Source organism: Acetobacter senegalensis, from assembly GCF_001580995.1.
GTDB classification, from domain to species: Bacteria; Pseudomonadota; Alphaproteobacteria; order Acetobacterales; family Acetobacteraceae; genus Acetobacter; species Acetobacter senegalensis.
In genome coordinates, this window is sequence record NZ_LHZU01000145.1 from 95994 (window position 1) to 109941 (window position 13948).

General features: G+C 56.4%; 14 protein-coding genes. 12 read left to right on the plus strand and 2 right to left on the minus strand.

Annotated elements, in window-relative coordinates; genetic code table 11:
• Positions 1-16 precede the first annotated feature (16 nt).
• The 7 genes from AD948_RS15075 (at position 17) to AD948_RS15105 (ending at position 4635) form a co-directional block, all read left to right on the plus strand.
• On the plus strand, positions 17-385 hold the full coding sequence (locus tag AD948_RS15075; RefSeq protein WP_039903165.1) for an NADH-ubiquinone oxidoreductase subunit NDUFA12 family protein: 369 nt from the start codon (positions 17-19) through the stop codon (positions 383-385).
• Between the two features lie 57 nt (positions 386-442).
• A complete protein-coding gene (mlaD, locus tag AD948_RS15080; protein WP_061472556.1) occupies positions 443-991 on the plus strand; it encodes an outer membrane lipid asymmetry maintenance protein MlaD in 549 nt (182 codons plus the stop codon).
• Positions 992-1034: 43 nt separating this feature from the next.
• A complete protein-coding gene (locus AD948_RS15085; protein ID WP_058989276.1) occupies positions 1035-1253 on the plus strand; it encodes a hypothetical protein in 219 nt (72 codons plus the stop codon).
• A complete protein-coding gene (locus tag AD948_RS15090; RefSeq protein WP_231873669.1) occupies positions 1250-1864 on the plus strand; it encodes a DUF2155 domain-containing protein in 615 nt (204 codons plus the stop codon). Before AD948_RS15085 ends, AD948_RS15090 begins: the two co-directional genes overlap by 4 nt.
• Before the next feature lie 165 nt (positions 1865-2029).
• Entirely contained in the window at positions 2030-2773 is a 744-nt protein-coding gene (gene otsB, locus AD948_RS15095) for a trehalose-phosphatase (RefSeq protein ID WP_006557125.1), read from the plus strand.
• Positions 2774-2776: 3 nt separating this feature from the next.
• Complete coding sequence (locus AD948_RS15100) at positions 2777-4123, plus strand: alpha,alpha-trehalose-phosphate synthase (UDP-forming) (protein WP_061472557.1); 1347 nt, start codon at positions 2777-2779, stop codon at positions 4121-4123.
• Positions 4120-4635, plus strand: coding sequence for a disulfide bond formation protein B (locus tag AD948_RS15105; RefSeq protein WP_006557127.1), 516 nt, complete (start codon positions 4120-4122; stop codon positions 4633-4635). The genes AD948_RS15100 and AD948_RS15105 overlap by 4 nt, the downstream gene beginning before the upstream one ends.
• A 173-nt stretch (positions 4636-4808) precedes the next feature.
• Here AD948_RS15105 and AD948_RS15110 read toward each other — a convergent pair whose 3' ends face one another.
• Positions 4809-5270, minus strand: a complete 462-nt coding sequence (locus tag AD948_RS15110; protein WP_061472558.1) for an NUDIX hydrolase — start codon at positions 5268-5270, stop codon at positions 4809-4811.
• A 352-nt stretch (positions 5271-5622) separates the two neighbouring features.
• On the opposite strand from AD948_RS15110, the gene AD948_RS15115 reads away from it, so the two are divergent.
• The 3 genes from AD948_RS15115 (at position 5623) to uvrB (ending at position 9524) form a co-directional block, all read left to right on the plus strand.
• Positions 5623-6606 (plus strand): aldo/keto reductase, encoded by a 984-nt coding sequence (locus AD948_RS15115; RefSeq protein ID WP_006557129.1) that lies wholly within the window; start codon positions 5623-5625, stop codon positions 6604-6606.
• A 131-nt stretch (positions 6607-6737) separates the two neighbouring features.
• A complete protein-coding gene (locus AD948_RS15120) occupies positions 6738-7187 on the plus strand; it encodes a hypothetical protein (RefSeq protein ID WP_006557130.1) in 450 nt (149 codons plus the stop codon).
• A 69-nt stretch (positions 7188-7256) separates the two neighbouring features.
• Positions 7257-9524, plus strand: a complete 2268-nt coding sequence (gene uvrB, locus AD948_RS15125; RefSeq protein ID WP_006557131.1) for an excinuclease ABC subunit UvrB — start codon at positions 7257-7259, stop codon at positions 9522-9524.
• 343 nt (positions 9525-9867) lie between these two features.
• Here uvrB and AD948_RS15130 read toward each other — a convergent pair whose 3' ends face one another.
• On the minus strand, positions 9868-10947 hold the full coding sequence (locus AD948_RS15130) for an AI-2E family transporter (protein WP_061472559.1): 1080 nt from the start codon (positions 10945-10947) through the stop codon (positions 9868-9870).
• 225 nt (positions 10948-11172) lie between these two features.
• On the opposite strand from AD948_RS15130, the gene AD948_RS15135 reads away from it, so the two are divergent.
• Both AD948_RS15135 and AD948_RS15140 read left to right on the plus strand, forming a co-directional pair.
• Entirely contained in the window at positions 11173-13134 is a 1962-nt protein-coding gene (locus AD948_RS15135; protein WP_061472560.1) for an AsmA family protein, read from the plus strand.
• Between the two features lie 92 nt (positions 13135-13226).
• Entirely contained in the window at positions 13227-13886 is a 660-nt protein-coding gene (locus tag AD948_RS15140; protein ID WP_006557134.1) for a 2OG-Fe(II) oxygenase family protein, read from the plus strand.
• Positions 13887-13948 lie beyond the last annotated feature (62 nt).

Genomic DNA, 13948 nt, shown 5'->3' on the forward strand with positions numbered 1-13948 from the left:
TTTTATCATCCCGTTCATGGCAAATATCGGAACACGGCTGTACACGCGCCGCAAAGGGCGGCTGGTTGGCAAGGACGCTCAAGGGCGCTGCTATTACGAATCGACCGGCCCCGCACGCCGTGGCGGCGGGCTTGACCGGCCTGAACGGTGGGTGATCTACCTGAAAGGGGAAGATCCTTCCGCCGTGCCGCCGGAATGGTGGGGGTGGCTACACCATACGCTGGATGCGCCCATTCCTGATGAAGAGCGCAAGCCATGGCAGCTTCCGTACCAACCCAACATGACCGGCACGGCGCAGCGCTATAGCCCGCCGGGCAGTGCATACAGCACCGGGCAGAAACCTCCTGCTACAGGAGATTATGACGCCTGGACGCCGGATGCGTGATCTCGGACGCATTCCCTGCTAAGAGGAAAATCCAGAGCAGGGAGTGCAACAGGATTCATGGCTTCAGTGACATCAGCAACCGCACGGCGGAATTCGGTTGAACTCATAACGGGTGTGGTCGTGCTGATTGCCCTCGCCCTCATGCTTGTGGCCGCTGTGGTAGGGGAAGGCCGGAAAACCGATAGTACGGGTTATCCGCTTCATGCCAGCTTTTCCCACATAGACGGGTTGAGCGTGGGTTCGGATGTGCGGCTGGCAGGTGTTACCGTTGGGCAGGTGGTCCAGGAACGGGTTGATCCCACGACCTACAAGGCGGAAGTCACCTTTACCGTGCGGCCCGATATCAAATTGCCAACGGATAGTGCTGCCATCATCACCAGTGATAGTCTTCTGGGCGGTAAATACATTGCCCTCTCTCCTGGTGGGGATGATCAAACCCTGAAACCGAACGCCATGGTTAATCAGACCCAGGGTTCGATCAGTCTTGAACAACTGCTGAGCAAATTTATTTTCTCTGTAACGGACACACTGACCCGCGCCAACAAGGATGCGGCCAAGGATCAACCCGCTGCCCCGGCTGATGCGGGGAAGGGTGATCTGCCTTGAGGCAGAACGCCTGGTGTGCGCGGCTGTGGAGAAAAATAGCGAGATGAAAACCCCTGAAATCTGGCCGCAGGACGACGGGCAACCCGTTTCCTGCGTGGAAAAATTAAAGGTGCTGGAAGAAAACTGGCAGGAAGTGCAGGACGTTCTGCGTGATGCGTTTGAGGATGCGGTTTTAATGGGGGTAAGTGAACAGGTGATGCGTGACCGGCTGGCTGATCTTGTAACGGCTCTCGTCTCCCCCCGTCAGGGGAGCGGCGCATGAAAAGCATACAGATTGTGCGCAAAATCGCTCTTGCCTGTGTCATGGCCGGCAGCGCGGGCGTAGGTGCTGTTTCCGTCGCTCATGCCGTCGGTACGCCGCTTGCCCCTCCGGCCATTTATCCGCCCAACACATGGCAGGGGAAAGCGACCGCCGTTGTGCGTGTGCTGGATCGGCTGGATGCTCATGTGGAAGTGATCTCGGTTCCGGTTGGAACGACTGCACATTACAAGAGTTTAGAGATATCAGCGGGTCGTTGCCTGGAACGGCCGCAAACATTATCTCCGGATGCCGCAGGCTGGCTGGAGTTGCATGACACGCACCCGGATGGGGCAACGTTCAAAGGCTGGATGCTGGCCGCGGAACCTGCTTTGGGTGTGTTTGAAAGCGCTGTGTACGATGTGCGGATGGTGCGGTGTGAAGGGGATAATGTTGCCCCTGCTGCGCCGCCACTGCCCACACCAAGCGTGCCGGTGCTGACGCAACCTTCTGGTGCCACCCCTCCTTCTACCGGGAGTGATGGCGGGGCAGGCGGGCAGGCTCCCTCTACAGGAGCAGCGCCCGCTGGCCAGAACCAGACACCAGCCACACCTGAATATGGCGGCGAATATTAAGGTTAAGGACGCATTTTCTCCATAGTGTGTCCACAGAATGCATGACCAGCCCTGCCGTGCGGGGTGGTTGTCGTCAGCCGTTGGCTCCGGCATCGTTCAGCAACAGGCTCTGACGACCCTGAAGGCGAGGGACGGAGCCTGAAAAGATAGTAAGACGAGGTGCACGTGGTCCGTACTTTTTCCGGTAATGAGTTCCGCCTTCAGGTTCCCCCCGTGAAGGAGGCGGCTTTTTTATTCGATTTTGACGGAACACTGGTTGATATCGCCCCGACACCTGATTCTGTGGTGGTGCCTCCCGGCCTGCTGGAAACATTGCGTCGTCTGCGGGCGGCGTGTGGAGATGCCCTTGCGGTTATCTCCGGTCGTCCGATTGATCAGATCGACCATTTCCTCGGAGATGTGCCTTTTGCCGTGGCGGGGGAGCATGGGGTCGCGGTTCGGCATCGTCCGGGTGGTCCGATCGAACGGGTTGCTCTGCCGACTGTTCCGCAAAGTTGGTTGGTTGCCGCCCGTAAACTGGTGGAAGCCTGGCCCGGTTCCCGGTTGGAACACAAGCAGGCCGGGTTTGTGCTGCATTATCGCGCCGTTCCTGAAGCAGGCGAGGTTTTTCGGCAGGCTGCCGAGGGCTGGATGAAGGAAGCAGATGGCGCGTTCCATTTGCAAGCCGCCAAAATGGCGTGGGAAATCCGGCCCGCAGGCGTGGACAAAGGCTATGCTGTTTCCACCTTGATGGAAGCGGCCCCCTTTGCAGGCCGAAAGCCGGTTTTTGTGGGTGATGATGTAACCGACGAAGATGGCATTGCCGCAGCAAAAAGGCTGGGCGGAGCTGGCCTGCGCATCCCCACGGATTTTCCAACACCTGCGGCGTTTCGGGACTGGCTGGGGATACTGGTTGGAAAGGAGCGCTAAAGGATGGGACGTCTTGTTGTTGTATCCAACCGCGTTCCCGCCCCGCGTGACCGGCAGCAGCCCGCAGGTGGGCTTGCCGTGGCGTTGCGCGATGCGCTGAGCGAGGGCCAATGCCTGTGGTTCGGGTGGTCTGGCCAGCAGATTTCCGAGCATGAAAAGGCAGAGCGCGATGTCAGCATCGATCACGTGGAAAATGTTACCTACGCCACGATAGATCTGACGCATGCCGAGTTTGACGGGTTCTATCAGAAATATTCCAACGCCATCCTGTGGCCGCTCTGCCATTATCGTGCTGGCCTGATGGAATATAACCGGAAAGATCGTGAAGTTTACCTAGATGTAAACGAACTGTTTGCCCGGAAACTTTTGCCGCTTTTAAAACCGGATGATCTGATCTGGATTCACGATTATCATCTGTTCCCGTTAGGGCAGGCGCTGCGCGATCTGGGGGTTACATCCCCTATTGGGTTCTTCCTGCATATTCCGTTCCCACCTTGGAGCTTGATGAAAGCACTGCCCGGCGGGACCAAACTCATGCAGAACATGCAGGCGTATGATGTGATCGGCCTGCAGACAGAAGACGACGCACGCAACATGAATGATGGATTTTCCATCTGTGGCGTCAAGGCACGGGCACAGGTCTTTCCCATAGGAATTGACCCGGAAAGCTTTGCCGAGCAGGCAAAGGCCGGAGAAGATCTGGCAGAGGTGCAGCGCCTAGGCGAAAGTCTGGCGGGGAAGCCTTTGATTATTGGTGTGGACCGGCTGGATTATTCAAAGGGATTGCCTGAGCGTCTGAAAGGATATGAAACCTTTCTTCAGCGCTACCCTGAACACCGGGGCAAGGTTGTGTACCTGCAAATTGCGCCGGTTTCCCGTGGGGATGTTGAGGAATACCGTCTGCTGAAGCAGGGGCTGGATGAAGCCGTGGGCCGTATTAACGGCAGCTATGGTGATTTTGACTGGACCCCCGTGCGCTACCTGACGCACCCGGTGCCGCGCCATCTGCTGGCAGGTTTTTACCGGCTGGCCAATGTTGCGTTGGTCACACCGCTGCGGGATGGCATGAATCTGGTGGCCAAGGAATATGTAGCGGCACAGGATCCGGAAGACCCCGGAGTGCTGGTTCTTTCACATTTTGCGGGTGCGGCGCCTGAGATGGAAGATGCCTTGCTGGTCAATCCGCATGATGCCGATGAAATAGCAGAGGCCTTGCACAAGGCGCTTATCATGCCACAGGCAGAACGAAAGGCCAGATGGGTCCTGTTGCAGCCTGATGTCTGGCGCGTTACGGCAGGAAGCTGGGCGCGAGATTTCATCGGCACGTTGGCAAAGGTAAAGCGCGCGTGAAGGCTGCGTTGGTTCATCGGAAAATGGGATTATTTCTGGCGTTGGCCGGAGGGCTGGCGCTGGGCGTAGCATGGTGGGTGGAACATGTTCTGCAAATCATGCCGTGTGAGTTGTGTCTGGTAGAACGCTGGCCGTGGCGCATTCTCATTCTGATTGGCATTATCGATATTGTTCTGCCGGGTGCGGCGGGTGGTCCAGTGCTGTGGCTGGCTGTGCCTGTTCTTCTGGCATCAGTCGGGCTGGCTGCGTGCCACGCCGGGGTAGAGTGGCAATGGTGGCCTAGCCCGTTTCCGGGGTGCCACGCACCGCATATCAGCGGCCGTACAATGGCGGAACGTCTGGCGTCCATGCCGTTGCGTCCTTCCAAACCCTGTGATGCTCCCACCTATCTTGTGCCGGGCTTACCGCTGTCCATGAGTGTTATGGGCGGCCTGTATGCGGCCGCTATTCTGGCTGTGTTCTTTATCTGGAAACGCAGAGTGGCCCGCACAGCAAGACGGATTTTCTACTGAAAAGCTGCCAGACAGATTGCATGCAAAGCCTGTCTGATCAGACTACTCCGCTTTTTGCGTCTGATATGCGGGCATCTTGGTGATGCCTCTATCCGCACGAGGCTTGTAAAAATCTTTTTCCCCCAGCCCCAAAAATTCCTCGTCTGTGGCCGATGCAGATTTCTCGCGCCGGATTATGACTGGTTTTCGTGGATCTGTGCTTCTTGCAGGACATGCTTGGCAAGGGTGGCGACGCGCTTGCTGGCTGAAGCACCCAACGCAGTTATGTCCTTATAGGAAAACCAGCGGGCTTCGAGAGCATCATCGCCCGCACACGGGGTCTGCAATGTTGGCGCTGATTCTGTGCAGCACACGGCGATAATAATGTAATGGAACAGCAGTGCGCCATCCGGGCCGTAGTGCAGGCTATCAAATACATCAGCAACATGTGTGGCTTTGGCGCACATTCCGGTTTCTTCAAGCAGTTCCCGTTCTGCTGCCTGAAGCAGGGTCTCGCCTGCTTCAATGCGCCCACCGGGAAATCCCCATAGTCCGGCATCCGGCGGGTTGGCCCGTCTGACCAACAGGAAATCGGAACCGCGACGTACTACGGCAAGAACTCCCGCACGGGGCATAAAGGGAGGTGTTTGGGTCATTGCGTCTCTATCAGACAGATCATTCAACAGGGGCTTACGGAGGAGAGTATAGAAGGTAAGGCTGATTGATCAAAAAGTCAGAAGGTCTGTCAGGCGAGGAAGGCCGGGTAAGGGGAGAAGGCTGACCGGCAAAGCCAGCCCCTTTGGGGGCGGTGTTTCAGTCAACCTGTTCCAGCCACACGCTATGTCTTTTGGGACTCATGTTTCTGGAAAATTGCCTGTATGGCAGCCTCCCATATTTGCCATGCAACTTATCACGGAGGAGAGGTTTAGGCTTTGGGTTTCTCCGCCCTTATCTTGCTGGTAAAGGACGGATAAAGTTGCAGTTTATATTTGTTGGGAGTTCTCAGGAATGACGGCAGAAATGCTTTCTATCCCCGGTCTGGCCAAACCGGCCTCACGCATCGCCCTTGGAACATGGGCTATTGGCGGGGCCATGTGGGGCGGACCGGATGATGAGAATGCCGCCAGAACCATTGATAAGGCGCTTGATCTTGGCATCAATGTTATTGATACCGCTCCCGTTTACGGCTTTGGTCATTCAGAAGATGTGATTGGCCGGGCGCTGGAAGGCAAACGGGACCGCGTGATTCTGGCTACTAAAGTCGGCCTGAACTGGCAGGACGGCAAGGTGTTCCGTGATAGCCGGCCAGAGCGTATCAAACAGGAAGTGGAAGACTCACTGCGGCGGCTGCGCACGGACCATATTGATCTTTATCAGGTGCATTGGCCCGACCCCAAAACGCCGATTGAAGAGACAGCACGGGCGCTTGAGCAGCTTGTCACGGATGGCAAGGTGCGGGCTCTGGGCGTAAGTAACTTCTCGCCTGCTCAGATGGATGAATTCCGCAAGGTGGCTCCACTTGCCGCGGTGCAGCCGCCTTACAACCTGTTTGAGCGCGAGATTGAAAAGGATGTGCTGCCGTACGCCATTCAGAACAAGCTTGTGGTGCTGGCATATGGTCCTCTTTGCCGGGGGCTGCTGTCTGGCCGTATGACGGCGGACCGGAAATTTGAAGGGGATGATCTGCGCAAGACCGACCCTAAATTCAAAGAGCCGCGCTTTGACCAGTATCTGAAGGCGGTGGCAGACCTCAAAGCCATTGCAGACAAGCACGGCAAGAGCATGCTGGCGCTGGCGATCCGCTGGGTGCTGGACCGTGGGCCGACCATTGCTTTGTGGGGCGCAAGAAAGCCCGAACAGATCAGTGGTGTGGATGATGCTCTGGACTGGAAGCTGGATGAAGCAGACATGAAAGAGATTGATGCCATCCTGACCCGTGATATTACGGACCCGGTAGGACCGGAGTTCATGGCGCCACCCGCGCGCGCCTGAGGAAGTGGCAGGAAGGGGGCCGACAGCGGGCCCTTCCATATGGGCTTGCTGTAAGACCCGCCGTGGTCGCAAGGCTGGCGTCCGGGGTTTAACGTTGACTCGGCAAGCCGCTTTTCCGCAAGCTGTCAGGAATGAAAGACCCCTCCACCCTTCCTGAAGCGCCAGAACAACCGGGAACGGTCTTCCAGTTCCCGCTTCAGCAGGTTCTGAGTAGCCAGCAGGCGGCTGGCTATCTGGGGGTTTCTGAAAAACGGTTGCGGATTCTGGCGCTGTTTGGCGGTGGCCCGGCCCGCGTCAGGCAGGGCGGTGCTACGCCTCATTATCGCAAGGATGATCTGGACGCATACAGCGCCGCGCTGTTTTCCTATGCCGGACTTTCAGATGATGAACTGGCCCGGTATCGCAGCAACCGCACAGCAAGTGGTTTTTCAGGTATTGATCGCTTTATGGACATGGCCAGTCGGGATGAACTCTCTCAGGCCTGCGCGTTTATTGGTGGTCGTATTGCCATTGTTCTTGGCATGGTGGTGATTGTGCTTTCCCACACCCCCCTTTCACGCATGCTGTTTCATATGCAGTAAGGCGGTTTTTGGCGCGGTGGAGCGGGGCAGCCCTTGCGGGAGGCCGCGCCGTGCCCCATCTTGCTTTCTATGGCCACACAGTCTGCATCCCGTTCCTCTTCCTCCGCAGCGCGGGGCAAGAAACGTCCCTCCCTGAGCGAAAAGGCAGCCGCACTGCCGCCCGTGCTGTTCAAGCCGGAAAAACAGGCGGCTCGGCCAAAGCTCAAGCGGATGGAAGTGGTTTCCGAATATGAACCCGCCGGGGATCAGCCACAGGCCATCAAGGAACTGGTGAAGGGTGTTGAGGCCAATGAGCGGGATCAGGTACTGCTGGGGGTTACGGGCTCCGGCAAGACCTTCACCATGGCCAAGATGATTGAGGCCACCCAGAAGCCAACCCTCATTCTGGCTCCCAACAAGACATTGGCTGCACAGCTTTATGGGGAAATGAAGCAGTTTTTCCCGAATAATGCGGTCGAATATTTTGTCAGTTACTATGATTATTATCAGCCGGAAGCTTATGTGCCACGGTCTGACACCTATATTGAAAAAGATAGTCAGATCAATGAACAGATAGACCGGATGCGTCACGCTGCTACACAGGCGCTGCTGGAGCGGAATGACGTGATTATTGTTGCATCCGTTTCCTGCATTTACGGTATCGGGTCGGTCGAAACCTACTCCCGCATGGTGGTAAAGCTGGAATTGGGTGGCGAGATTGATCGGGACCGATTGGTGCGCGGTCTGGTGGAACTGCAATACCGCCGGAATGATGCCGCATTTACCCGTGGCACGTTCCGCGTGCGGGGTGAGACCATTGATGTCTTTCCGGTGCAGAATGAAGACCGCGCCTGGCGTATTTCCCTGTTTGGCGATGAAATTGACGGCATTATCGAGTTTGACCCTTTAACAGGGGAAAAAACGGCAGATCTGCAGGAAGTCACCATTTACGCCAACAGCCACTATGTGACACCTCGGCCCACGCTCAATCAGGCTATCAAAGGCATCAAGCAGGAACTGCGCGAACAGCTTGATCGTTTCACGCAGCAGGGAAAACTGCTGGAAGCAGAACGGCTAGATCAGCGCACCACTTTTGATCTGGAAATGCTGGAAACCACAGGTGTGTGCAAAGGGATTGAAAACTATTCCCGTTACCTGTCTGGCCGTGAGCCGGGTGATCCACCGCCAACCCTGTTTGAATATCTGCCTGAAGATGCTTTGCTGATTGTGGATGAAAGCCATGTGACCGTGCCCCAGATTGGGGGCATGGAGCGCGGGGATAACGCGCGTAAATCCACCTTGGCGGAGTTCGGCTTCCGTCTGCCCTCCTGCCTTGATAACCGGCCTCTCAATTTTGCGGAGTGGGATACCTTTCGTCCGCAGACCGTGTTTGTCAGCGCCACCCCTGGCCCATGGGAAATGGAACGTACCGGCGGTGTATTTGCAGAGCAGGTTATCCGTCCGACGGGGCTGATTGACCCTGTTACGGATATCCGTCCGGTTGAGCACCAGGTGGATGATCTTCTGGCAGAATGTCGTCTGACCATTGCCAAAGGCGGCCGTGTTCTGGTGACAACGCTTACCAAACGCATGGCGGAAGATCTGACGGATTATCTGAATGAAGCCGGTATCCGTGTGCGCTATCTGCATTCGGATGTCGATACGCTTGAACGGATTGAAATTATCCGGGATCTGCGCGTAGGGGCGTTTGATGTTCTGATCGGGATCAACCTTCTGCGTGAGGGGCTGGATATTCCGGAATGTTCGCTTGTGGCCATTCTGGATGCGGATAAGGAAGGCTTCCTGCGGTCTCGCACCTCACTGATCCAGACCATTGGTCGTGCTGCCCGTAACGTGGAAGGCAGGGTGTTGCTGTACGCCGATAAAATGACGGATTCCCTCCGTTACGCGGTGGAAGAAACAGCCCGCAGGCGTGAAAAGCAGATGGCTTGGAACGAAGCGCATGGCATTACCCCGCAAAGCGTGCGCAAGAATATCAGTGATATTGTCTCTTCTGTCTTTGAGCAGGATTACGTCACCATCGCCCCGGATGAAGATACGGGTGTGACGGAATTTGTAGGGCAGGATCTTGATGCCGCTATTGCTGGCCTTGAAAAGCGCATGCGTGAGGCAGCCGCCAATCTGGAATTTGAAACAGCAGCGCGCCTGCGTGATGAAATCAAACGGCTGGAAGCGCTGCAACTGGGGATAGAGCCTCCTCCGCAGCCAACATCTACGGCCGGGAAAAAGCCAGCCGGGCGGCGCAAAAAGCAGGATCAGGTTCCGCGTCCCCTCGGGCCAGGCGGGGGAGGGTATGATCCCAAACCCAAAAAAGGCCGCACCCGAAGCCGGGGTTAGCCGAAAGGGGCGGTTTTTTAAGAAGTGGAAACGGGCCCGCCAATAGGGCAGGCAATCCTGCTTGTCCTGTTGAGAACAATGCGTCACATTTCTTAAAAAACATCTGGCCTATTGAGAGTTTTCTGAAACAGGCGGTCTGTTGATGCCAGTGGTTTCCTGAGCCTGATCACTTTTCTCTTTAAAAAGCCGAAGAACAGGCAGCCTAAGAGAACAACGGATAATGTATTAAGATGATATCAAAATGCTCGTCTTTTAATTGAGAGATCTCTGGTTTCTTTTCCTCAATTTTGAAGGTGACATCTGAAAGCCTCCTAACAGCAGAGGCTGGAGGCTTTCAAAGGGATCAGGCCGGGGTTTGTGGCGCGGCGGTTCTGGCTTCCGCCAGCCAGCTTTTGACCAGCGTATAGGTTACAGAGAGAATAACGGGGCCGACAAAAATCCCCACAAGCCCAAAGGCGGACAAGCCCCCAATAACGCCCAGCATGATCAGGATAAGCGGCACGTCTGCCTGTTTGCGAATAAGGTAAGGGCGCAGCACGTTATCAATCACAATGGTCAGGACGGTGATAACCAGCAAAACAATGGCGCTCAGCATGTCCTTGAAGAAAAACATCCAGATTACAGCAGGAATAAGTGTTACGCCGGGCCCTGCCTGAAGCAGGCAGGCAATAAAGGTAATGGCGGTGAGAACACTGGCCCATGGCATGCCGGTTATTTCCATCCCTGCGCCGCCCACCGCTGTTTCAACAAGGGCTGTTACCGTCACACCTATGGCCACGCCGCGGATGGTGCGGCCCGCCAGCAGGATCATGTCCTTGCCGCGTTGTTCTGCCAGAGCGTAGCCAAACTCCAGCACCAGTCTGGTGGCTGCTTCACCCTTGGCGTGGAGCGCGGCCATGATAACCAACGTCAGCAGAAACTGTAATGCAAGCATGCTGAACCCGCCCAGATAATTCAGAACCCAGCGGATAATCTGGCCTGTATCAGGCACCATGTTGTCCAGCAGCTGGGGCAGGCGTGCGTTTTCAATTTTCTGCCACAGGGTAATGGTTTTTGGTCCTATCAGCGGCAGGTTGGCCAGCCAGTGTGGTTCGGCAGGCACACGGAACTTCATGGCGGTCTCCCCAAACTGCATCAATTCTGCGGAATGGGTCATGAGGGTGGTCATGGCGAGCCAGAAGGGCAGCACAAATACCAGCAACGCAATCAGCGTGGTGCAGGATACGGCCAGAGCCCGGCTGCCCCAGAGCAGCTTTTGTATGCGAAGCAACAGGGGCCATGTGGTTATGCCAATGGTCATGGCCCAGATGGTGGCAGGCAGAAACGGGCGCACCACCCACAGTGAAAACAGGATCATCACACCCGCCATCAGGGCAGCCAGAACCGCACGGGATTCCCGTGGTGTGGGGAGGGTAGGGGTCATGCGCTGGCCTGTCTGGAATGAATGACGGGAAAGGGGAAAAATATCATGCTGAACTGTCTGTCTTGATGGCGCTTGTGGGGGCCGGGGTTTGAATGCCTCTTCTTTACGCTACCTCTGCGTTGCCTCCCACCCTGTAGTTCTGTAACTCCCTGTGAACGGAAATGGCGCGGAGGTCATGCCAGTCAAGGCAGATTTCAAAACCGCGCAGGTTTGAAAAGAGAGATCATGCCAGAGCAGACAGAACTCCCGCCAACACAGCAGAAACGAAACCTGCGCTTCTGGTTCCTTTGTGCGGGAGGGGGCTTATGTGCCGTGGCTGCTGCCTCGGCTGTGGCTGGCTGGATGGCGGTCTCGCACGTCAATCTCGGGCCGTTTGTTGGCCGGCGCGCCACAGCCATGCTCGGTCGTCCTGTTTCAGTTGAAACCGTGTCCATTACGCCGGGACGTTGGGTGAAGCTGGCTCTGTCTGGCGTGAAAGTCGCCAATATTCCAGGTGGCAGTCAACCGGATATGGTGCAGGTTGGTAAACTGGAAGCGGAAGTGAAACTTTCCTCCCTTCTGCATGGTCCCATGCTGGTGCGGCATGTGGCGGGGGAAGGGATTCACGTTCTGGTGGAACGCACACCTGACAGGCAACCCAACTGGCGTTTTGACACGTATGGCCTGCCGGGTGTGCAGTCAGAAAAACCTTCAGCACCCCGGCCTGCACCTGCTGCAATAACCTTGCCATCGCAGGTGGTGCCGGATGATCGGAGCGCTTATCCGACCGCGCTGGATGTTGTTTTCCGTAACAGTGATGTCACGTATCGCACGGCCCATGGTTCCTCGTTCCGGACCACGTTGAATACTGTCACCCTGCAAACACAAAGCGCGACAACACCTGTCAAACTGGTGGTGGATGGGGCCTATAACGGGCAGCCGGTGCAACTTACGGTCAACATGCAGTCCTTTGATGCTTTGCGCCACACACACACACCTTATGGCATGGTTGTGCAGGGGCAGTCGGGTGATTTGAAATTCACCTTTGATGGCACGGCAACAGATCCGGTGAATGCAGATGGCCTGTCCGGCAAGATCACTGCGGACACGCCAACCTCACGGCCGCTCATGACAATTGCAGGCATGGCCCTGCCACAGGATATTCCCCTGCATATGGAAGGCCAGTTTACCCATGCGGGAAATTTCTGGTCTCTCACACAAGGCATGGGGATGGTGAAGAACAACGCCCTGAGCATTACGCTGGCCGAACTGGATGAAGGGACGCGCGGCCAGCCTGACCGTGTGAAGGCGGATATTGCATTCGATCACCTCAATCTGAACGATTTTCTGGGGAAAGAAGGGGCCTCCAATCCGGCCGCGACCGATATGGTGCTTGATGTGAGCCAGAACCCGGATCCGCTGATAGACGCACATCTTTCGGCCAAAGGCATCACCTACAATATTTACCATTTTTCCGATGCCAGCCTGACAGCCACCGTAACCCCCGGCGTAATGGCTGTGAAAAATCTTTCTCTGGCATATCTGGGTGCAACCATGACTGCTTCCGGCCAGATTGCCGCGGCCGATCAGGGAAAAGCCCACGTGCAGGGAGCAGTTGCCTTAACAAAGGTGGATATTGACAGATTCCGCCGGGCGTTGGGCTTTCAGGCTGTGCCGCTACAAGGGCAGGTGGATATGCAGATGACCGCCAGCGCCACACAGCACACAGTGAATGCTGTTGTTCAGCAGGCAGATATTGCCGCCGCTGTGGCCATGACCAATGGTGCGCTTGATCGCAAGATTATCCGGGCGGCATCGGCTGATCTGCGCATGTTGTTTCATACTCCGCAGGGCACAACCCCTGTTTCCTGCCTTCTGGGCGTTGTCAGTTCTCATGGTGGGGTGGGGCAGGCCGTGCCGCTGCGCATTAAAACGGCGGAGGGAACACTCTCCGCCAATGCGCGGTTCGATCTCAACCGGCGGTGGTTTGATCTGACATTTGGAAGCCAGGGCAAAACAACGGGCCGTTTTGCCCTGGATATTCCGGTGCAGGTTAGCGGCAGTTTCAGCAATCCACATATCGGGTTGGCTCGGTGGTCGGCTGATGGACGGGCCATGCTGGCCCAGAGCGAGCGGCTGAACGCCCTGCCCGCCGGGGTAAAGCAGTTTGCGCAGCGCAACGCCTGTTATCGGGCCATAGCGCAGTAACGGCGTTGACGGGGAATGAGGTGAAGGCTTGTTCCTGTCGCTTATCCCTTCTACCGTGCAGATGACAACAAGTTCATATCTGGACGGAACGCATGACAACGTCTGAGACCACACTCGAGCCAGATTACGCGGCCCTGGCCGCGGCACCTGTCTGCGCGGACCCGTTCCCGCATGTGGTGGTGCCGCATTTTATCCGCCAGCAAGATCTGCCACGGCTGTTTGCCGCTATGCCGGACATTCAGGCAGGTGGCTCCTTTCCGCCTGCGTCTCTTTCCCTGTCGCCTCTGGTGAAATCTCTGGTGGAGGCCATGGAAGGGCCAAAACTGCGGCAGATGGTGGGGGAAAAGCTGGGGCTTGCGCTTGAAAACGCTCCGTCCATGCTTACCATCCGTGGCCGCACACGGGAGAAGGATGGCCGAATTCATACGGATTCTCTGGCAAAGCGTGTCACCATACTGCTCTATCTCAACCCGGCTGATGAGACATGGCAGAAACAGGAAGGGTGCCTGCGTCTGCTGCGTGGGCCCCATGATATTGAAGATTACGCAAAGGAAGTGCCTCCCGTGGATGGCACGTTGCTGATTTTTCCCAATGGTCCCACTACGTGGCATGGCCACCGCCAGTTTGTGGGGCAGAGATATACCATTCAGTTGAATTACATGACGGAGGATGCGCGTGCGCGGTCTGAACTCCGTCGGCATCAGCTCTCCGCTGTGGCGAAGAAGCTCGCCATTCCGGGTTTTGGTGCCTGAATTTCAGCAGTTTCTCTTAAAAACATAATCCACCACTCAAGGTAATAGAATGACGGCTTATT